11 protein-coding genes and 1 pseudogene are annotated in these 20589 nt (G+C 70.0%); 9 read left to right on the forward strand and 3 right to left on the reverse strand.

The annotated features are described in order from the left end of the window. The first annotated feature begins 61 nt into the window (after window positions 1-61). The 5 genes from ACH4TV_RS30095 to ACH4TV_RS30115 all read left to right on the forward strand — a co-directional run bounded on the left by ACH4TV_RS30095 (window position 62) and on the right by ACH4TV_RS30115 (window position 8773). On the forward strand, window positions 62-1840 hold the full coding sequence (locus ACH4TV_RS30095; protein WP_398403526.1) for an ABC transporter transmembrane domain-containing protein: 1779 nt from the start codon (window positions 62-64) through the stop codon (window positions 1838-1840). After that, window positions 1837-3795 carry an ABC transporter ATP-binding protein gene (locus ACH4TV_RS30100; RefSeq protein WP_398403528.1) on the forward strand — a complete coding sequence of 653 codons (1959 nt, stop codon included), beginning with the start codon at window positions 1837-1839 and terminating at the stop codon, window positions 3793-3795. The genes ACH4TV_RS30095 and ACH4TV_RS30100 overlap by 4 nt, the downstream gene beginning before the upstream one ends. Window positions 3796-4030: 235 nt before the next feature. Beyond that, window positions 4031-6121: a M4 family metallopeptidase gene (locus ACH4TV_RS30105; RefSeq protein WP_398403530.1), complete on the forward strand. Its 2091-nt coding sequence runs from the start codon at window positions 4031-4033 to the stop codon at window positions 6119-6121. A 298-nt stretch (window positions 6122-6419) separates the two neighbouring features. Beyond that, the gene (locus tag ACH4TV_RS30110) at window positions 6420-8081 is read left to right on the forward strand and encodes a M4 family metallopeptidase (RefSeq protein WP_398403532.1); all 1662 of its coding nucleotides are present in this window, start codon (window positions 6420-6422) and stop codon (window positions 8079-8081) included. A gap of 179 nt (window positions 8082-8260) precedes the next feature. Beyond that, a complete protein-coding gene (locus tag ACH4TV_RS30115) occupies window positions 8261-8773 on the forward strand; it encodes a DUF1990 domain-containing protein (protein ID WP_398403534.1) in 513 nt (170 codons plus the stop codon). Between the two features lie 323 nt (window positions 8774-9096). On the opposite strand, the pseudogene ACH4TV_RS30120 reads toward ACH4TV_RS30115, so the two are convergent. Both ACH4TV_RS30120 and ACH4TV_RS30125 read right to left on the reverse strand, forming a co-directional pair. Next, window positions 9097-11211, reverse strand: a pseudogene (locus ACH4TV_RS30120) (DUF6351 family protein); the annotation flags it as partial. A 286-nt stretch (window positions 11212-11497) separates the two neighbouring features. Next, window positions 11498-12811 carry an MFS transporter gene (locus ACH4TV_RS30125; protein WP_398403536.1) on the reverse strand — a complete coding sequence of 438 codons (1314 nt, stop codon included), beginning with the start codon at window positions 12809-12811 and terminating at the stop codon, window positions 11498-11500. A gap of 489 nt (window positions 12812-13300) precedes the next feature. Between ACH4TV_RS30125 and ACH4TV_RS30130 the strand changes: the two genes are divergently transcribed. Further along, complete coding sequence (locus ACH4TV_RS30130) at window positions 13301-14446, forward strand: GAF domain-containing protein (protein ID WP_398403538.1); 1146 nt, start codon at window positions 13301-13303, stop codon at window positions 14444-14446. Beyond that, on the forward strand, window positions 14443-15075 hold the full coding sequence (locus ACH4TV_RS30135; RefSeq protein WP_398403540.1) for a response regulator transcription factor: 633 nt from the start codon (window positions 14443-14445) through the stop codon (window positions 15073-15075). Before ACH4TV_RS30130 ends, ACH4TV_RS30135 begins: the two co-directional genes overlap by 4 nt. A 216-nt stretch (window positions 15076-15291) precedes the next feature. Here ACH4TV_RS30135 and glgP read toward each other — a convergent pair whose 3' ends face one another. Further along, entirely contained in the window at window positions 15292-17931 is a 2640-nt protein-coding gene (glgP, locus tag ACH4TV_RS30140) for an alpha-glucan family phosphorylase (RefSeq protein ID WP_398403542.1), read from the reverse strand. Between the two features lie 278 nt (window positions 17932-18209). Here glgP and ACH4TV_RS30145 point away from each other — a divergent pair, with 278 nt between their 5' ends. Continuing rightward, on the forward strand, window positions 18210-19433 hold the full coding sequence (locus tag ACH4TV_RS30145; protein ID WP_398403544.1) for a S8 family peptidase: 1224 nt from the start codon (window positions 18210-18212) through the stop codon (window positions 19431-19433). A gap of 223 nt (window positions 19434-19656) precedes the next feature. After that, a partial coding sequence (locus ACH4TV_RS30150) for a maltotransferase domain-containing protein (protein WP_398403546.1) occupies window positions 19657-20589 on the forward strand: 933 nt, incomplete at its 3' end.

The following is a 20589-nucleotide window of genomic DNA, read 5'->3' on the forward strand; positions in this document are numbered from 1 at the left end:
TGACGTCGTGAGTTCGTAGGTGCAGGACGGGAACCGGGTCGGAACGGGGACGAGAAGGAAAATGATCGACGCGTACGAGGATCCCGGCACGCCCGACTCCCGTGGCTCCGCCCGATATCTGCTGTGGCTGGTGCGGCAGCAGTGGCGGCGGTGTGCCGTCGGGGCGCTGCTGGGCAGCAGCTGGACGACGCTGATGGCGCTGTCGCCGTATCTGATGTCGCGGGCCATCGACGACGGTCTCGAACCGGGCGACCAGGCGGTGCTGGCCGGCTGGGCCGCCGGGATACTCGCCGCCGGGACGTTCAGCGCGTGGCTGAGCATCATGCGGCACCGCACGATGACCCGGGTCCGGATGGACGCCAACTTCCGTACGGTCAAGGTCGTGATCGGGCAGGCCGTGCGGCTGGGGGCGGCGCTGCCCCGGCAGGTCGGGGCCGGGGAGGTCGTCACGATCGGCGTCGGCGATGTGTCGACGATCGCGCAGTCGCTGACCTTCGTCGGGCCGGGCGTCGGCGCGATCGTCTCCTACGGGGTGGTCGCCGGGCTGCTGCTGTCGGTGTCGCCGACGCTCGCCGCGGTGATCCTGCTGGGCGTGCCGGTCGTCGCGCTGCTCGTCGGACCACTGCTCGGGCGGCTGCAGGGAGTGGAGTCGTCGTACCGGGAGCGGCAGGGTGTCCTGACCGCCCGGATCGGGGACCTCTCGGGCGGGCTGCGCGTCCTCAACGGACTCGGCGGCAAAGGGCTGTTCGCCGACGCGTTCCGCCGTGACTCGCGCCGCCTCCAGGAGCAGGGGTACCGGGTCGGGGCGGTGAGCAGCTGGATCCAGGCGCTCGGGGTCGGGCTGCCGACGCTGTTCCTGGCCCTGGTGACCTGGCTCGCGGCCCGGCTGGCGGCCCAAGGGGACATCTCCATCGGCGAGTTGGTGTCGGTGTACGGCTATGTCGCCGTCCTGATCGTGCCGGTGGCCTTCTTCATCGAGTGCGGTTTCCAGATCAGCCGCGCCCTGGTGGCCGCCGGGCGGGTCGTGCGATTCCTGCGCCTCGAACCCGACCACACCGACACGGGGGCGGACAGCGGGGGTTGCCTGGACGCGCCGGTGTCGCCCGCCGCCCTGCACGACCCCGAGTCGGGAGTACACGCCGTACCGGGGCGGCTGACCGCGCTCACCGGTGCCCGGCCCGCCGATGCCGCCGTCGTCGTCGACCGGCTCGGCCGGTTCGTGCCGTCGGCGGTGACCTGGGGCGGCGTACGGCTCGACGGGATGTCGCTGGCCGAGGTCCGCGCCCGCATCCTGGTCGCCGACAACGAGGCCGATCTGTTCGCCGGGACGCTGCGCGAACTGGTCTGCGGGCGCCGGGAGTCGACCGACGAGGCCATCGCGCGGGCGGTGCGGGCGGCCGTCGCCGAGGACATCGTCCTCGGGCTGCCGGACGGGCTCGGCTCGGCGATCGACGCACAGGGCCGCAACCTCTCCGGCGGGCAGCGGCAGCGCGTACGGCTGGTGCGGGCGCTGCTCGCCGACCCCGAGGTGCTGCTCGCCGTCGAGCCGACCTCGGCGCTGGACGCGCACACCGAGGCCGCCGTGGCGGACCGGCTGCGCGCCGAGCGCGGCGACCGCATGGACCGTACAACCGTGGTGGCCTCCACCTCGCCGCTGCTGCTGGACCGGGCGGACACCGTGTACTACCTGGTCGACGGCAAGACGGCGGCCGTCGGGAGTCATCAGCGGCTGCTCGCGGAGGAACCCGGATACCGGGCCCTGGTGGCGCGCGACGCGGACGAGACCGACGAAGAAGAAGAGCTGGCAGGCATCGCAGACATCGAGGAGTCCGTACGGTGAGTGCCCAACTGCCCATCGCCGGCGCCGCCGACGTACGCCGGGCCGCCGTCCGGCTGATCCGCGCCGACTCCCGTGCCTTCGCCGCCGTGCTGCTGCTGAACTCGGCTGCGGCCGGTGCCGGGCTCGTCGCGCCCTGGCTGCTCGGGCGGATCATCGACGAGGTGCGGGCGGGCGCCGGGGTCGGGGCCGTGGACCGGCTCGGGCTGGTCATCGTGGTGTGCGCGGTGGCGCAGTTGCTGCTGGCGCGCTGGGCGCGGTACGTGGGGTACCGGTTCGGGGAGCGGACGCTGGCGCGGGTGCGCGAGGAGTTCGTGGACCGGGCGCTCGCGCTGCCCGCCTCGGTGGTGGAGCGGGCGGGGACCGGCGATCTCACGGCCCGGGGGACGGCCGACGTCAACACGGTCGGCGCGACGCTGCGGGATGCGGGGCCGGAGCTGCTCATCGCCTCGGTGCAGTGTCTGTTCATCGTCGGCGCCGTGTTCGCGCTCGACCCGCTGCTGGGCCTGTCCGCGCTGCTCGCGCAGGCCGGCATCTGGTTCGCGCTGCGCTGGTATCTGCGCCGGGCGCGCACCGCGTATCTCGCCGAGGGTGCCGCGAACTCCGAGGTCGCGGAGATCCTCGCGGCGACCGCCACCGGGGCCCGCACGGTCGAGGCGTTCGGGCTGGCGGAGCGGCGGGTGGCGGTGAGCCGGGACGCGCTGGACGAGTCCCGTCGCCGGCGCCTGCACACGCTGTATCTGCGGACCGTGTTCTTTCCGCCGGTGGAGGTGTCGTACGTCCTTCCCGTGGTCGCCGTGCTGGTGGTGGGCGGCGCGCTGCTCGGGGAGGGGGCGGTGAGCCTGGGTGCGGTCGTGGCGGCTGCCCTGTATCTGCGGCAGTTGGAGGCGCCGCTCGACGAGGTGCTGACCTGGGCCGAGCAACTCCAGTCCAGCAGCGCCTCGTTCGCACGAGTGGAGGGGCTCGGCCAGGCGCCTGGGGCCTGTCGTCACATTCCCGTCGTCCGCCCGAAGGGCGGGCCTGGCGGCGTCAGGTGCGTGCTCTCGGCGTGCCGGGCACTGGCCCTCGTACTGGTTGTACGTGGGTCTGTGCCCGGTGCGGCGAGAGGGCGTGCATGGCGTCGCCAGGCAGGCGGGAATGTGACGACAGGCCCCAGCGGGTCGGAGGAGTCCCCGGTGCCGGTGGACGACCGGATCGACGTGGTGGGTGTGCGGTATGCGTACGACCGTGGGGGCGAGGTGCTGCGCGGGGTCGATCTGACGGTGCGGCCGGGTGAACGGCTCGCGGTGGTGGGGCCGTCGGGTGCGGGCAAGACGACGTTGTGCCGGCTGCTCGCGGGGATCGACGAGCCGCGTTCGGGCACGGTGACCGTGGGCGGCGTACCGATCGCCTCGCTGGGGCCCGAGGAGCTGCGGCGGCAGGTCGTGCTCGTCACGCAGGAGCACCATGTCTTCCTCGGCACGGTCCGGGACAACCTGCTGATCGCCGAACCGGCCGCCACGGACGCCCAGTTGTGGGCGGCGCTGGCCGCAGTCGGCGCCGAGGACTGGGTGCGCGGGCTGCCGGCCGGGCTGGACACCGCGCTGGGCGGCGACGGGGAGTCGACCGACGGTTCGCAGGCCCAGCAACTGGCCCTGGCCCGCGTGGTGCTGGCCGACCCGCACACGCTGATCCTGGACGAGGCGACGGCGCTGCTCGATCCGGCGACCGCGCGTCATACGGAGCGCGCGCTGGCCGCCGTACTCGAAGGGCGGACCGTGATCGCGATCGCACACCGGCTGCACACGGCGCACGACGCGGACCGGGTGGCCGTGATGGAGGAGGGGCTGCTCACCGAACTCGGCACGCACGAGGGGCTGGTGGCGGCGGACGGGGCGTACGCGGCACTGTGGCGGTCGTGGCACGGGGAGCAGCCGGAGTCCCACTCCGGGGACGCGCGGCCAACTTCTACTAAATAGCCCGTATAGCGAACATGACCATCCGGACAACGGACCGTTTCCAGCCAACTTATTGACGCGGTCCTGACAGGGCAGGCGCTCGCCTGCGACTCTTCCCACGGCACCTTCACAGCGGCTCCACAGCCACACCGCTGTGTTCTCGCCGCGCATCCGCACGCACCTGTTCTGCCCCGGACGGGCCACCACCGTCCGGTCCCCCCTGGCCGCTCGATCAGTGGCCAAGCAGAAGGAGTCAGTGTTGAGACGCCAGTCCCACAGACGCACCCCCCACGCGACCCCCACCAGCACCTCCCGGTTCTCCCGCAGTACCCAGCGACGGGTCGCCACCGGCGCCCTCGTCGCGGTAACCGCCCTACTGGCAGCGGCCGTTCAGTCCGGTGCCGCCACCGCAGCCCCGGAGAAGGCACCTCTGGCCGCGGGCAAGGTCATACCGGGCTCCGAGTCCGTCAAGCTGTCCCCCGCCCAGCGCGCCGCGCTGCTGGCCGAGGCCAACGCCACCAAGGCGCAGACGGCCGCCGAACTCGGTCTGGGCGCCAAGGAGAAGCTCGTCGTCCGTGACGTCCTCAAGGACGGCGACGGCACCCTGCACACGCGCTACGAGCGCACGTACGACGGACTCCCGGTGCTGGGCGGCGACATGGTGGTCGAGACCGCCAAGTCCGGTGCCACGGAAGGCATCGTGAAGGCGGCCAGGGCCACCATCAAGGTCGCGTCCCTCACGCCGAAGATCGCCGCCTCGAAGGCGGAGAGCCAGGCGCTGGGCGCGGCGAAGGCGGAGGAGGCCAAGAGCCCCGACGTCAACAAGGCGCCGCGCAAGGTGATCTGGGCGGCGAGCGGCACCCCCGTCCTCGCGTACGAGACGGTCGTCGGCGGCTTCCAGCACGACGGCACCCCGCAGGAGCTGCACGTCATCACGGACGCCACCAGCGGTGAGCAGCTCTTCGAGTGGGAGGCGATCGAAACCGGAACCGGCAACACGGTGTACAGCGGCACGGTCAACCTCGGCACCACGCAGTCCGGGACGACGTACAACCTCACGGACGCCGCGCGCGGCGCCCACAAGACGTACAACCTGAACCGCGGCACCTCCGGCACCGGCACCCTCTTCTCGGGCGCCGACGACATCTGGGGCAACGGCCTGCCGGCCAACCTGGAGTCGGCCGCCGCCGACGCCCACTACGGCGCCGCGCTGACCTGGGACTACTACAAGAACGTGCACGGGCGCTCCGGCATCCGTGGCGACGGTGTCGGCGCGTACTCGCGCGTCCACTACGGCAACAACTACGTCAACGCGTTCTGGCAGGACAGCTGCTTCTGCATGACGTACGGCGACGGCTCGGGCAACGCCAACCCGCTGACGTCGATCGACGTGGCCGCGCACGAGATGACGCACGGTCTCACCTCTGTCACGGCGGGGCTGAACTACTCCGGCGAGTCGGGCGGTCTCAACGAGGCGACGTCCGACATCTTCGGCTCGACGGTCGAGTTCTTCGCGAACAACTCCTCCGACGTCGGTGACTACCTCATCGGCGAGGAGATCAACATCAACGGCGACGGCACGCCGCTGCGTTACATGGACGAGCCGGACAAGGACGGGTCGTCGCGGGACAGCTGGTACTCGGGCATCGGGTCGATCGACGTGCACTACTCGTCGGGCCCCGCGAACCACTTCTTCTACCTCCTCTCCGAGGGCAGCGGCGCCAAGACCATCAACGGCGTCAACTACAACTCGCCCACCTCGGACGGGCTCGCGGTGACCGGCATCGGCCGGGCCGCGGCGGAGAAGATCTGGTTCCGCGCGCTCACCACGAAGTTCACGACGACCACCAACTACGCGGCGGCCCGCACCGGCACCCTCGCGGCGGCCGGCGAGCTGTACGGCACCGACAGCGCCGAGTACGTGGGTGTGCAGAACGCGTGGGCCGGTGTGAACGTCGGCACGCGTCCCGGTGGCGGTGGCGGTGGTACCGGCACCAACTTCGAGTCCACGACCGACGTATCGATTCCGGACAACGGCGCCGCCGTGACGTCGCCGCTCGCGGTCACCGGCATCACCGGCAACGCGCCGACCAACCTGGTGGTCACGCCGGACATCACGCACACCTGGCGCGGCGACCTCGTCGTCGACCTGGTGGCGCCGGACGGCACGGTCTACAACCTGAAGCCGTTCAGCTCAGGTGACTCGGCCGACGACGTGAGCGAACCGTTCACGGTCAACGCCTCCTCCGAAGTCGCCAACGGAACCTGGGTCCTGAGGGTCCAGGACCGGGCGGCGCAGGACGTCGGCAGGATCAACGGCTGGAAGATCACCTTCCCGACGACCTGAACACACGGCCCGTAGGGGCTCAGCGGGAGGGGTGCCGCCCCGGTGGAACAACTCACCGGGGCGGCACCCCTCTTGGCTGCCCCGGCACTGCTCCGGATCGCGTCCGGTCGTGTCGTGTTACGTGCACGAAATATTCACCCGGCAGTTGATTTTCGGCCAACATCACTTTGGGGTCCTGACATGTACGCGCCCCCGATGTCACTCTTCCACCGCACGCCGCAACAGCACTCCAACTGCACAGGTACCACCTCCGGACGATCACCCCAAGACCGTCCGGATCCCCCACAAAGGAGTTCGCGTGACCCCCATCTACGCGCGTCACAAGCGCACGACCCTGGCCATCGCCACCGCCCTCGCGGCCGGAGCCCTCCTCACCACCGGTCTGACCACCGGCGCCTCCGCCGAGACCGAGCCGACCGCCACCAAGGCCGGGGCCGCCGCCGTACCGATGACGCTGACCCCGGCCACGCGCACGGCCCTCATCCAGGAAGCCGCCGCCGAAGCCCCGGCGACCGCCGACGAGATAGGCCTCGGCGCCCAGGAGAAGCTCGTCGTCCGTGACGTCCTCAAGGACGCCGACGGCACCCTCCACACCCGCTACGAGCGCACCTACGCGGGCCTGCCGGTCCTCGGCGGCGACCTCGTCGTGCACGAGAACGCGGCCGGTGAGACAGCGGGCGTGACCAAGGCGCACAACGCCGCCCTCAAGGTCACCGACCTCTCCCCCGAGGTGACCACGACCGCCGTCGAGAAGCAGGCCGTCACGCTCGCCAAGAAGGCCGGCTCCACCGAGTCGAAGGCGTCGAACGCCCCCCGCAAGGTGATCTGGGCCGCCTCGGGCACCCCGACCCTCGCGTACGAGACCGTCGTGGGCGGCCTCCAGGAGGACGGCACCCCGAACGAGCTGCACGTCGTCACCGACGCGGCCACCGGCAAGAAGCTGTACGAGTACCAGGGCATCGAGACCGGCACCGGCAAGAGCCTGTACTCCGGCACCGTCGCCCTGACCACGACGCTGTCCGGCTCGACGTACCAGCTGACCGACACCACCCGTGGCAGCCACAAGACGTACAACAAGGCGCGGGCCACCTCCTCCTCCGCGGGCACCCTGTTCACCGACGCCGACGACACCTGGGGCACCGGCGCGGCCTCCAGCTCGACCACCGACCAGACCGCGGCCGTCGACGCCGCGTACGGCGCGCAGAAGACGTGGGACTTCTACAAGGACACGTTCGGCCGCTCCGGCATCAAGAACAACGGTGTCGCCGCGTACTCCCGCGTCCACTACGGCAACGCGTACGTCAACGCGTTCTGGTCGGACAGCTGCTTCTGCATGACGTACGGCGACGGCGAGGGCAACACGCACCCGCTGACCTCGATCGACGTGGCCGGCCACGAGATGACCCACGGCGTCACCTCCAACACGGCGGGCCTGAACTACTCGGGCGAGTCCGGCGGCCTGAACGAGGCGACGTCCGACATCTTCGGCACGGCCGTCGAGTTCTACGCGGCGAACTCCTCCGACGTCGGTGACTACCTCATCGGCGAGGAGATCGACATCAACGGCGACGGCTCGCCGCTGCGTCACATGGACCAGCCGAGCAAGGACGGCTCCTCGGCCAACTACTGGTCGTCGACCCTGGGCAGCCTGAACGTGCACTACTCGTCGGGCCCGGCGAACCACTTCTTCTACCTTCTCTCCGAGGGCAGCGGCGCCAAGACCATCAACGGCGTCAGCTACAACTCCCCCACGTACAACAGCTCCACGATCACCGGCATCGGCCGCGCCAAGGCCGTCCAGATCTGGTACAAGGCACTCACCGAGTACATGACGTCGACGACCAACTACAAGGGAGCCCGCACGGCGACCCTGTCGGCGGCCTCGGCCCTGTACGGCGCCACCAGCACGGAGTACGCGGCGGTGAACGCGGCCTGGGCGGCGGTCAACGTCACCGCGTGACGACCGGCGCACAGGCAGCATGAGCGGTGGCTGACCGGCGGGGCGGTACCCGGAACGAAGGCATTTCCGGGGACCGCCCCGCCGTACGCGTGTCCGCACCCCCGCGCTTCCCGCACCTCCACGGTTCCCGTACCCCCCGCCGGACAGCCACCCCGACCCCCCTCCCTACCCTGGGTCCCATGTCCTTCACGTACACGGAGGTCGGCGCGACCCGCGAGCGCGGCTTCCGTTGCCCGCCCGGCTTCCACCACCTGCATGTGCGCACCCGCATAGGCGAGGGCGAGGCGGTCTTCCGGCGTGCCTCCGAGGCCGTCCTGACCTGGGAGATGCACCGCGCGATGGGCGTCGGCATCGACGCGAGCGCCGACCGCGCGGCCCCCGACGTCGACGTCACGGTGACCCTGGCCGCCGTCATCAAGGCACCCTGTCGCGTGGTCTGGACGGTGGAGGAACACCGCCGCGCGGGCTGGGCGTACGGCACGCTGACCGGCCACCCGGAGTGCGGCGAGGAGGCCTTCGTCGTGGACCGCACGGGCGACGGCACGGTATGGCTGACGGTCAGCGCGTTCAGCCGCGGCGCCAAGTGGTACGCCAAGGCGGCCGGGCCCGCGACGCGCGGCCTGCAGCACGCCTACGCACGGCGGTGCGGGGTCGTGCTGCGGCGGCTGTGCGGGGAGTACGGCGAGGACTGACTGCGCCGGGCGACTCGGCGCGAGTACCTGGCCGCGGATACCGGGCAACTCCCCTGTCGCACAAGCGTGCTGCCTCAATCTTGAGGAGGACCTGGTCCGGGTCGCGAGGTGACCGCCGCCTCCGACGTCTTCTCGCCGGCCGCCACCCTGACGTACGCCGTCACGGGTCAGGCGCCCTTCGGTGACGGAACGGGCGTCGATGTCCTGTTCGGGGTGGCCTTCGAGCCGCCCAGGAGGGTGGGCCCGGACCGAGGCGCTGGGCCGAGCGACCGTCCGCCGGCCCCACCGGCGAATGTCAGCCACGGCAGCGAAGGCTGCTGGGCCACCCCTGGCTCACGGTAGTCGCACACCCCGCCCGGGAAGGTCTTCCGCAGCTGTTTCCACTGAGCCTGGGTGAGGTCGACGGAGTAGTCGCCGCGGTTGAGGGGCTTGACCCGGCACTTGAGGATGTTGTCGGCCAGTGGGCCTCCGGCGGAGATGCGCGGGTCGCCGAAGTACGGGAACTCCTCCCGGCAGACCGACATGTCGGTGACCTTCTTGCCGGCGATCCAGCACGCGTCGACCGCGGCGGCGGGTTTGTTGCGCAGAACCTTGGTCTCGAGTGGAACGGTGGATGTGTCCGCTTCGATGGCGGACAGCCACGTGTCCATCAGCAGGAACGCCTGCTCGTTCGCGGTGGGGTTGCCCTGCACGGGTTCGGGACTGGTCCAGATGATCTGATTGCCGGCATGACCGTTGGCCGCGATCAGCCGCTCCCGCATCGCATAACTGTGGAAATCGGTGTGGATCTCCAGGTTGCTGGAGCCGCGCAGGTCGATGATCGGCACCTTCGCCGCCTCACGCGGAAAGGTGACCCGTCCCGAGCGGTACGCGATCTCCAGCGCTTCCCAGTCGGCTTTGCTGCGCTCGGGCTGCCAGTTCCCGTCGATGTCCAGCCCGCCGATGTTCTCGTTGAGGTCGATGAACTGCTCGGCGGTGATCTTGCCGGATTCGAGAGCCTTCAGGCCGTACTGGACGCCGACGTTGTCGTACGGCCGGTTGGCGAACCCGTCGTTCTGCCGGCGGCCGAAGACCGCGACCATGTAGTCCTGCAGGGTGCAGCGGACCCCCTTGGGGTTGGTCTTCGCGTCGTACACCCAGGGCGGGTTGGGCTCAGAGCCGGTATTGCCGCCGAGCCGGCCGCCCAGGCAGGCCACGCCGTTGTCCGGGTCCAGCCAGATCTTGGCGTAGTTCGCGATCTCCGTGGCGTTGTCCCACGAGCGGCAGGTGGCCTCGGTGGCGTGCCCCGCGGCAGCGGCGCGCTGCGCGGTCACCGCCCACAGCGGCGAGTTGTCGAAGTGACGGTCGAGCAGGTGGCAGTCCTCGGCCTCCTGCATCGTCTCCCAGATGTCCGGGAAGCTGCAGGAAGGCAGGATGCCGTCCACCAGGCCCGGGTAGTTCGAGGCGATCCAGTGCTGTTGCATCGATCCGCCCGAGCAGCCCTGGCCGATGGTGTAGCGGATCGGACCGTACGTCTCGACGAAGTGCTCCTTGAGCATCATCAGCGCTTCGGCAGACACCACGTCGTTGCAGTTCTGCCCGAGCGTGTTCAGGCTTGAGGTGAACACCGCGAAACCGCGCGACAGGGCGTGATCCTGCAACACGCCGCCGCTGAGGAAGTTGTCCGGCGAGCCTTGCGTGTGCCGCGGTGTGCAGTCCCCGCCGAACGGCACCAGCACCTTGCCGTCGAACCCGCGCTGCGGAGCCCACGGCTCCCACGGCTTGCCCGGCTCGTAAAGAACCGCGATGTCGTAGATGCCGCGATCCATCGTGCCTCTTTCCCGGCGCACGATGTACGGGACGCTGTGACCCTGGTCCGTGGTGGTGCGGGCCAGGTCCAGCGGCGGACTGCTCGGATCGTAGGTGCTGAACTGCCCGGTCGTGGAAGACTTGTAGAACAGCTCGTACTTCCTCGGGGTGTTGCAGGCCGCGTCCTCCGGGCTGCCGAGACCGTTCTCCTCGGTGGCGCAGACCCACGGCTGTACCTGGCGCCCGGCGAACACCGGTCCGCCGGGTGGATGGTTGGTGACGGTGAGACGGGTCGCACCTGCCTGTCCGTGGGCCGTCAGCAGGTTCTCGCCGACCTTGAGTCCGGTGATCAGGCCCAGGAAACGACCGTCGGGCCGGACGGCGAAGGCAGACGTCACATCTCGCCCGTCGACGCCCACGCGCACTCCCGCGGGCCTTGCCCTGGAGGGCAGCACCACCTCGACCAGGGCGTCACCGCCGGAAACCAGATCCGCCCGATTCGACAGCACCCTGATCTGGAGCGACGGTGATGTGGTGGAGTGAGCGGCTCCAGGCACGAGTACCGAGAACGCCACCATGAGAACGACGAACCATCTGGTCCTCGCCTCAGAAGTGAGCTTCCTCCGGGGGCGGTCTACAGCGTGAGCCATCGTTCCTCCGAGTTCATCGACTGGCGGGAGTGATGTCGCGTCACGGGCCAACGGCGCCTCCCCCTGCGACAGTTACCGGAACGTCCCGGGAGGTTCGCGGGTCACCGAGTGCGATGTGGACCAGGATCCCGCCCCCGGATGCAACACCTCGCGGGCCACCTGGCCGCGAACGGGACCTCGGTCATCCCCTCGGGAACCTGCTGGTCGCTCACAGGACTCCTCGTGTCCTTGCTCGTTCGGGCGGCAGGTGGGCCGTCCCGCGGGCACGTCCCACCTGCCGTCGAGATCAGGAGGTCGTGACCGCGGGGGCCCCCGGTACCGCGGCAGGCCCGCCGTCCATGACCACGTCCTTGGTGTCCTTCATCGCCAGCAGGCACAGAGTGCTGATCAGCCCGAGCGCCGTGAGGTAGAACCCGACCCCGATACCGCCGAACTCGGCTGCCAGCGGCGGTGCCACGATCAGCGGGACCGCACCGCCGAGGATGCCGCCCAGGTTGTAGCCCATGCCGGCGCCGGTGTAGCGGTACCGGGTGTGGAAGAGCTCCGGCAGGTAGGCGGCGGCCGGGCCGTAAGGGATGCCGAGCACCACCATCAGCAGGCTGATCCCGACGAAGAACGACAGCATGCTTCCGGGCTGCATGATCAGGAACGCCAGGGGCCCCACGATCATCGAGGCGACGGTGCCGACCAGCAGGACCCGCCGCCTGCCGATCCGGTCGGAGTACAGGGCCGAAGTGATGACGACAACGCAGAAGACAAGCCCTGCGATGATGCCGCCGACCAGGACCGTGGGGCGTGACAGGCCCAGCACGCCGACACCCGGCGCCTGGCCCGCGTAACTGGTGAGGTACACGCTGCTGGTGTAGAAGACTCCGAACGTCATGGTCAGCATGCCGCCGGTCAGCAGCACCTGTCGCCACTGGTCACGCAGCGCCTCCACGAAGGGCAGCTTGACCTGCTCGCGGCGGGCCGTGGACTGTTTGAAGGCCGGTGTCTCCTCGATCTTCAGCCGGATGTACAGGCCGACCGCGACCAACACGAAGCTGAGCAGGAACGGGATCCGCCAGCCCCAGGCCGCGAAGCTCTCCGGGCTCATCGCCAATGCGGTGATGAGGAACGTGGTGCTGGACATCGCCAGCGCGATACCTGGGCCGAGCTGCGGGAACATGCTGTACAAACCCCGCTTGCCCGACGGCGCGTACTCGGCGGTGAGCAGCGCCGCACCGGCCCACTCGCCACCGACCGCGAGCCCTTGCAACGCCCGGAGGGTCACCAGCACGATCGGGGCTGCTACACCGATCGTTTCCGCGGTAGGCACCAGACCGATCGCGAACGTGGACGATCCCATGAGCAACAGGGTGGAGACCAGCGTCTTCTTCCGTCCCAGGCGGTCACCGAAGTGGCCGAACAGGATCGCGCCCACGGGACGGAAGAAGAACGCCACGCCGAACGTCGCGAACGAGGCGACCGTCGCCGCCGCTCCGCCGAGCGCCGGGAAGAACAGGGGCCCGAAGACCAGTGCGGCCGCAGTTCCGTAGATGAAGAAGTCGTAGAACTCGATGGAGGTGCCGAGGAGCGAGGCGGCGGCTACCCGACGCATCGGTCGCGGCCGATTAAGCGAGTCGCTCGACGGCCCTCTCGCAGATTGTTCGGTACTCATTGATCACACCTCAGTGGTTGGGAGCATCCCTGATGCAGCCGGCGCTTACTGGGAGGGTTCGAGCCGAAGCGGGGAGTGACTCGTTTCGTGCAGGCGTGAACCGACCCGGCGGGTGGCGTCGGGACGGCATGCCCGGCCCCGCGACATGGTCAAGACCGCGAACATGTGTGGGAGCGGGAGACTCTGCAACGTGCTTCGCCTCGGTGGGGGTCCCGGATGACGGTGTTCTTCGTCGCTTTCCCCGCCTGCTCCGGCGGGTGGCGAGATACTGCGCGTCCTGGCAGCGGCCTGACAGCTCCAAGTGGAGGTCTCCGAGCGGAGGTCTCCACTTGGAGGTAGCGCGGGAACCCAGGAGCGGTGACCATCGGCCGCAGGACTGTATTACGGGCTTGTTATTAAGCCTGGTGGCCCGACGGAAGGCCTCATAGCATGTCTCTTGTGGCACTGAAGCGGCACAGGCCGCCGCAGGTGAACCTGCTCTCCGAACTCACCGATGGTTACAGCCAGATCCTGGCCCTCTTCGACGGTTCCACCGCAATGCGCCGGATCGTGGACGACGTCCCGGCCTCGTGCGGGGTCGATGTGGCGTGGGTCGGCGAACCGGTCGGCGGCGATCAGATCGTGCTGCGACACACGGTGAACACCCGCACACCCGCGATCGACGGACTCACCGTGCCCAGAGGCCGCGGACTCGGCGGGCAGGTGATCGAGCACCGCCGTCTGCTTTCGGTGAGCGACTACCAGTGCGCCGAGAACATCACGCACCACTTCAGGTCGCAGGTGGAGAGTGAGGGCCTGCACGCGGTCATCGCCGTTCCCATGATCTATGAGGACCAGCTGCTGGGTGTGCTGTACGGAGCCAACCGGTTCACGTCGTCGTTCGGCGACCGGGCGACACAGGCGCTGGAGCAGGCCGCCGGCCGTGCCGCTGCCGCCGCGGTCGTCGCCGAGCGGGCCAAGCACGCTGCCGAGGTCGCCGTCCATGAGGATCGGCGCCGCGTCGCCGTCGACCTGCACGACACCGTCGGCGCCATGCTGTTCACCATTGGCGCGGGGATCCGCGCGCTGATCGACGACCCGCCTTCCGGGGACGCCTTTCAGTCTCGGCTGGGCGACATCGAGCAGCAGGCTGTGGAAGCGGCGGCGGCCCTGCGCGGGTCACTGCACGCGCTCAGCGCCCCGCCCGAGCAGGTCCGTCTCGGCGTGGCCCTGCGCGGCGACTGTCGCGCCTTCGAGGAGCGCACGGGCATCGTCGCCCGCCTCATCACCGTCACCGAGTTGCCGGCCATGCCCTCGGCACGCATCGGGGCGCTCTCCGGCACGGCCCGGGAAGCGCTGCTGAACGTGGAGAAGCACGCCAAGGCCCGCTCCGTCGTGCTCAGCGTGTTCGCCGTCTCCGACGGGGTGACGGTGAGGATCAGCGACGACGGTGTGGGTCTGCCGACCACGGGGAGGGGCCTGGAAGGACTCGGTATGTCGACCATGTCCGAGCGCCTGGCACGGGTCGGCGGGCGGCTGGACATCGGTGGCAACGAAGACGGCGGCGTCACCGTCCAGGCGTGGGTCCCCGCATGATCACAACAGCGATTCGGGTGCTGGTCGTGGACGACCACCCCATCGTCCTCGACGGCGTCACCATGGCGCTCAGCAGCACTCCATGGATCACCGTCTCCGGATACGCCCGCTCGGGGCGTGAGGCCATCACGGCTGCGGCACGTCTCCAGCCCGATGTCGTCCTGCTCGACCTGCGGTTGCCCGACATGCTCGGCCCTGAAGTGATACGCGCGCTGCGCTCGCACTGTCCCGGCGTCAAGGTGGTGATCTTCACCGCGTATCCGGAGCACGCGGCTCTGGACGCGGCACTCGACGCCGGAGCCCACGCCGTCGTCGTCAAAGACACCGAGCGTTCCGATCTGGTGGACATCATCCGCCGGGTGAACGCCGGCGAATACGTGGACTGCACCGACCTCGAGCCCGACTTCAATGTGCTGCTGGCCAGGAAGCTCAAGGAACGCGGTCTCACCCGCCGCGAGTACGAGATCCTGCGCAGGGTCGCGATGGGTGAGACCAATCCGGAGATCGGCGAGGCTCTCGGCCTTACCCGCAACACCGTCAAGTCCTACCTCCAGCGAACTCTGGAGAAGCTGGGCGCCCGCAACCGCGTCGAAGCTCTGGCCCGGGCCAACGAATACGGAATCCTCTAGCAGTGTGGCGTTACCCCCCCAACTGCCTTGACAAACAAGCGCAACCGGTTCTGCTCGTCACTGCGCCCGACGAACGTGTCGCTCGTCAGTCCCCCGAATCCCCCGGCTGTGCGGGCCGCTGAGCGTGCCCGCACAGCCCTCTCGACACCCTTGGCTGTCGCTACTTCTCCGGCATCATTACGCCCGGTTCTCATGTCCGGCAGGAACACTCCGAGCTCACCGCATCAGAACCCCCGCCCCCTCCCCCAGCTCCTCCGAAGGCACCGCCACCAACCCCATCTCCGCGCCCGACGCCAGCAGCCGGTGCGCCGGCAGGATCCGCACCGTGTATCCGTAGGGCCCCGTCCGATGCAGGGACAACGGCCCCTCGTACAGCCAGCGCCCCTCCGGATCAGGCCCGCCGACCGCTTTCAGGGGCACCGTCGACGCGTCGGTGATGCTGTCCTCCGAATCCACCCGGCCCGAGACCGCCTGGACGTCGACGTCGTCCGGAGCGAGCGCACCCAGCCCGACCCGTACCCGGAGCGAGAGTGTGCTCCCCAGTTCCGCCGTCAGGGCAGGGGCGGTCGCCGCCGAGGTCTCCACGTGGTCGACCGTCACCGTGTGCCAGGCGGAGCGGACCCGGGCCTTCCAGGTCGCCAACTCCCTTGCCGTGTCCGGGGTCATGGTGCGGTGGGCGCGGGCGGCGGGAGCGTACAGGCGTTCCACGTACTCGCGGACCATACGGCCGGCCAGGACCTTCGGGCCGAGGTGGGTCAGCGTCTCGCGGACCATCTCGATCCAGCGGTCGGGCAGGCCGGTCTGACCGTGCTCGTAGAAGCGGGGCGTCACCCGCTGTTCGAGGAGGTCGTAGAGGGCCGACGCCTCCACGTCGTCCCGGTGGTCGGCGTCCGTGCCCGTGCCGTCCGCCGTGGGGATCGCCCAGCCGAAGTCCGGCTGGAACCATTCGTCCCACCAGCCGTCCAGGACCGAGAGGTTGAGGCAGCCGTTCAGTGCGGCCTTCATCCCGCTCGTGCCGCACGCCTCCAGCGGACGCAGCGGGTTGTTGAGCCAGATGTCGCACCCCGGGTACAGCTTCTGCGCCATCGCCATGCCGTAGTCCGGGAGGAACACGATGCGATGGCGGACGCGCGGGTCGTCCGCGAAGCGCACCAGCTCCTGGATGAGTCGTTTCCCGCCGTCGTCCGCCGGGTGCGCCTTGCCCGCCACCACGATCTGGATGGGGCGTTCGGGGTGCAGAAGCAGGTCCAGCAGACGGTCGCGGTCGCGCATCATCAAGGTCAGGCGCTTGTACGAGGGGACACGGCGCGCGAACCCGATGGTCAGGACGTCGGGGTCGAGCACCCCGTCGATCCAGCCCAACTCCGCCGTCCCCGCGCCGCGTTGACGCCAGGAGGCGCGCAGCCGTTCCCGTACCTCCACCACCAACTGCTCGCGCAGGGACCGTCGTAGCTCCCAGATGTCCTGGTCGGGGATGTCCGCGACCGCGTCCCAGCGGTCCGAACCGCCGACCGTCAGCGCGTCCTCGGTACGCTCCGCGCCGATCTGCCGGGCACCGAGCCTGAACACCTCCGGCGCGACCCACGTGGGCGCGTGCACACCGTTGGTGACCGAGGTGATCGGGACCTCGTCGGGATCGAAGCCCGGCCACAGCCCGGCGAACATCTCGCGGCTGACCTGACCGTGGAGCAGCGACACCCCGTTGGCCTGCCGGCCCAACCGCAGGCCCATCACCGCCATGTTGAAGAGGTTCGGCTCGCCGCCCGGGTAGGTCTCCATGCCCAGCCGCAACACGCGTTCCACGTCGATACGCGGGAGTTCGGCCTCGGGGCCGAAGTGGTGGGCGACCAGTTCGCGGTCGAAGCGGTCGATGCCGGCCGGGACGGGGGTGTGCGTGGTGAACACCGTCCCCGCGCGTACGGTTTCCAGCCCCGCGTCGAAGTCCAGGCCCTCGTCGCAGAGTTCGGCGATCCGTTCCAGGCCGAGGAAGCCCGCGTGCCCCTCGTTGGTGTGGAACACCTCGGGGGCGGGATGGCCGGTGAGCCGGCAGTACGTCCGGACCGCCCGCACTCCTCCTATGCCGAGCAGCATCTCCTGGAGCAGCCGGTGCTCGCTGCCGCCCCCGTACAGCCGGTCCGTGACGCCCCGTTCGCCGAGGTCGTTCTCCTCCACGTCCGAGTCGAGGAGGAGCAGCGGGACCCGGCCCACCTGGGCCAGCCAGACCCGGGCCCGCAGCGACCTGCCGCCGGGCAGCGCCAGGGAGACCTGTGCCGGGGAGCCGTCGGGTTCCTTGAGAAGGGCGACGGGGAGTTCGTGGGGGTCGAGGACCGGATAGTGCTCCTGCTGCCAGCCGTCCCGGGAGAGGGACTGGCGGAAGTAGCCGTGCCGGTACATGAGTCCGACGCCGATCAGCGGAACGCCGAGGTCGCTGGCCGCCTTCAGATGGTCGCCGGCGAGGATGCCGAGGCCGCCGGAGTACTGCGGGAGGGCGGCGGTGATGCCGAACTCGGGGGAGAAGTAGGCGACGGCGGCCGGGAGTTCGGCCCCCTGTTGCTGGGTCTGCGTCTGGTACCAGCGGGTACCGGTGACGTAGTCGTGCAGGTCGTCGGCGACCGCGGTCAGGCGGCGCAGGAAGCGGCGGTCCTCGGCGAGTTCGGTGAGCCTCGCGGGCGAGAGGCTGCCGAGGAACCGTACGGGGTCGCCGTCCGCGGTGGTCCAGCGCTCGGGGTCGACGGACTGGAAGAGTTCACGGGTCTCCGCGTGCCAGGACCAGCGCAGATTGCGGGCCAGGTCACTGAGTGGCCGGAGGGGTTCGGGGAGAACGGGACGGACGGTGAACCGACGGATCGCCTTCACATTCCACCTCGGTGGTCGTGCGTCGTGTCATGCGTTACGTCATGCGTCATGTCGTGCGCTGCCAGGACGCACGGCCGTGTGCGTCCCGTCATCATCCCCTTGACGGTATCCGGGAGAGGGCGTTGGAACCACGGCGCGTATTGCGCGCCCGCGTCGGAAACCGTCGGCCGATATGGCCGATTCCACCCCCGTAGGCCACCTTGTAACACTTCTCCCCGCACGAGAGGCTGCCCAGAAGGCCGCCCGGTGACGGCGGCCTCGGAGGGGGAACTCCAACCATGAAGCGGACGCGTACAAGACGCCTGCGCTGGGCGGCGGGCCTGACCGCGGTGACCACGGCCTCGGTGCTTTCGGTCACCGCACCCGCGCACGCCGCCCCGGAGGGGCGCATAGTCGGCGCCGGTGAACCCGGTTCCGTCCACGGAAGTTACCTGGTGACGCTCAAGGGAGGTACGGCTGCCCCTTCGGCGGACGGCAAGAGACTCGCCGCGAAGTACGGGGCGAAAATAAGCCATACCTACAGCACCGCCCTGAACGGCTACGCCATCAAGGCCGACGAGAGACAGGCCAGGCGCCTCGCGGCGGACTCCCGCGTGGCCTCGGTCGTCCAGGACACCCGGATCACGTACGACCGGACGCAGCAGAGCGTCCCCAAGCGCAGCCAGCAGAATCCGCCGTCCTGGGGCCTGGACCGGATCGACCAGGCCGCCCTGCCGCTCGACGCCAGGTACACGTCGCCCGAGTCGGCGGGGAAGGGCGTCACGGTGTACGTGATCGACACCGGGATCCGGGTCTCGCACCGGGACTTCGGCGGCCGGGCGAGCTACGGCTGGGACTTCGTCGGCAACGACAGGTGGGCCGGCGACGGCAACGGCCACGGCACCCACGTCGCCGCCACGATCGCCGGTACGGCCCTCGGCGTCGCGAAGAAGGCCAAGGTCGTCTCCGTACGCGTCCTCGACAACGCGGGCGGCGGCACGACGGCGCAGGTCATCGCGGGCATCGACTGGGTGACGAGAAACGCCAGGAAGCCCGCCGTCGCCAATGTGAGCCTCGGCGGCTACCGCAACGCCCAGTTGGACGCCGCCGTGCGGAACTCGATCGCGTCCGGGGTCACCTACACGGTCGCGGCAGGCAACGACGGCGTGTCGGCGGGGTCCTACTCGCCCGCCGCCGTCAAGGAGGCGATCACGGTCGGCGCGAGCGGGCGGACGGACGCCCGGGCCGCCTTCTCGAACTGGGGATCGGCTCTCGATCTGTTCGCCCCGGGCGTCTCGATCACCTCGGCGTCGTACGCGAGCGACACCGGCCGGGTGACCTTCTCCGGTACGTCGATGGCGGCCCCGCACGCGGCGGGGGCGGCCGCCCTCTGTCTGGCGGAACGTCCGAAATTCACTCCGGCCCAAGTCGCCAAGTCGCTGACGTCTTTGGCGACGCCCGGGAAAGTCTCCGACAGAAAGTCCGGTTCGCCGAACAAACTCCTGCGGATACCGCCCGCGTAGGAGCACCTGTGCCGTTGTCGGCCCCGTCCGCCGGACGGGGCCGACCTCGTTCGCGGACCTGGCCGGTCTTGGGTACAGACATACGCGTGAGTAGTTAGCAAAGTGCCGGATTGCTCACCCGAATAGGGTGGGAAGGCTCCCCCGGTACACAGCCCAGTAAGCAACGCAGGACCCCCTCCCCACATCCATCCGCCCACCCACGTTGACGCGGACAGGAGCGGTCATGCCCGCCACGCACCACTCGTCAGCACCCCCGACGCCCACCACCGGCGAACCGCCGATACCCACGAAGGACACCACCGTCCCGCCGACCCCGGAGACACCCTCCCCGGCCCCGTCGACATCCCCGGTGACGTCCTCCACCACCCGGCCCACGACCCCGGAGGCCTCCTCCTCCCCCCGGCCCACACCCCCGGAGAAACCCGTTCCCGCCATCCCGCCGGCCCGTGACACACCCGCCGGCACCGCTCCCACGCCCCGGGACACCCCCGCCGCCACGGCCCCTCCGGCCACGGAACCAGCCAGGGAGCCGGCCGCGGTGCCGAAGGCCGAGCCCCTCCCCGTCGACGCGGGCACCGCGGTCGGCCGTATCCCCGTCCTCGACGTCCGCCCCCTCGTCACGAACGGGCGCCGTCCGGCAAAGGCGGTCGTCGGCGAAGCCTTCGAGGTGTCGGCCACCGTCTTCCGCGAGGGCCATGACGCGGTCGCCGCGAACGTCGTGCTCCGCGACCCGAAGGGCCGCCCCGGCCGCTGGACCCCGATGCGCGAACTCGCCCCGGGCACGGACCGCTGGGGCGCCACCGTCGAGGCGGACGCGCCGGGTGAGTGGACGTACACCGTGGAGGCGTGGGGCGACCCGATCACCACGTGGCGGCACCACGCGGGCATCAAGATCCCGGCCGGCATGGACACGGAACTGGTGCTGGAGGAGGGCGCGACGCTGTACGAGCGTGCCGCCGCCGACGTACCGATGAGCAAGAACAAGAACAAGGCCAAACGGGATGTGCTCCTGACCGCCGCCGAGGCTCTGAGGGACGCCGAACGCCCGGCCGCGGCCCGACTCGCGGCCGCTCTGACGCCGGCGGTGGACAAGGTGCTGGCCCGGTATCCGCTGCGGGAACTGGTCACCTCCTCCGAGCCGTTGGCGCTGCTGGTG

Source organism: Streptomyces sp. NPDC020898 (assembly GCF_044333925.1).
Classification (GTDB): domain Bacteria; phylum Actinomycetota; class Actinomycetes; order Streptomycetales; family Streptomycetaceae; genus Streptomyces.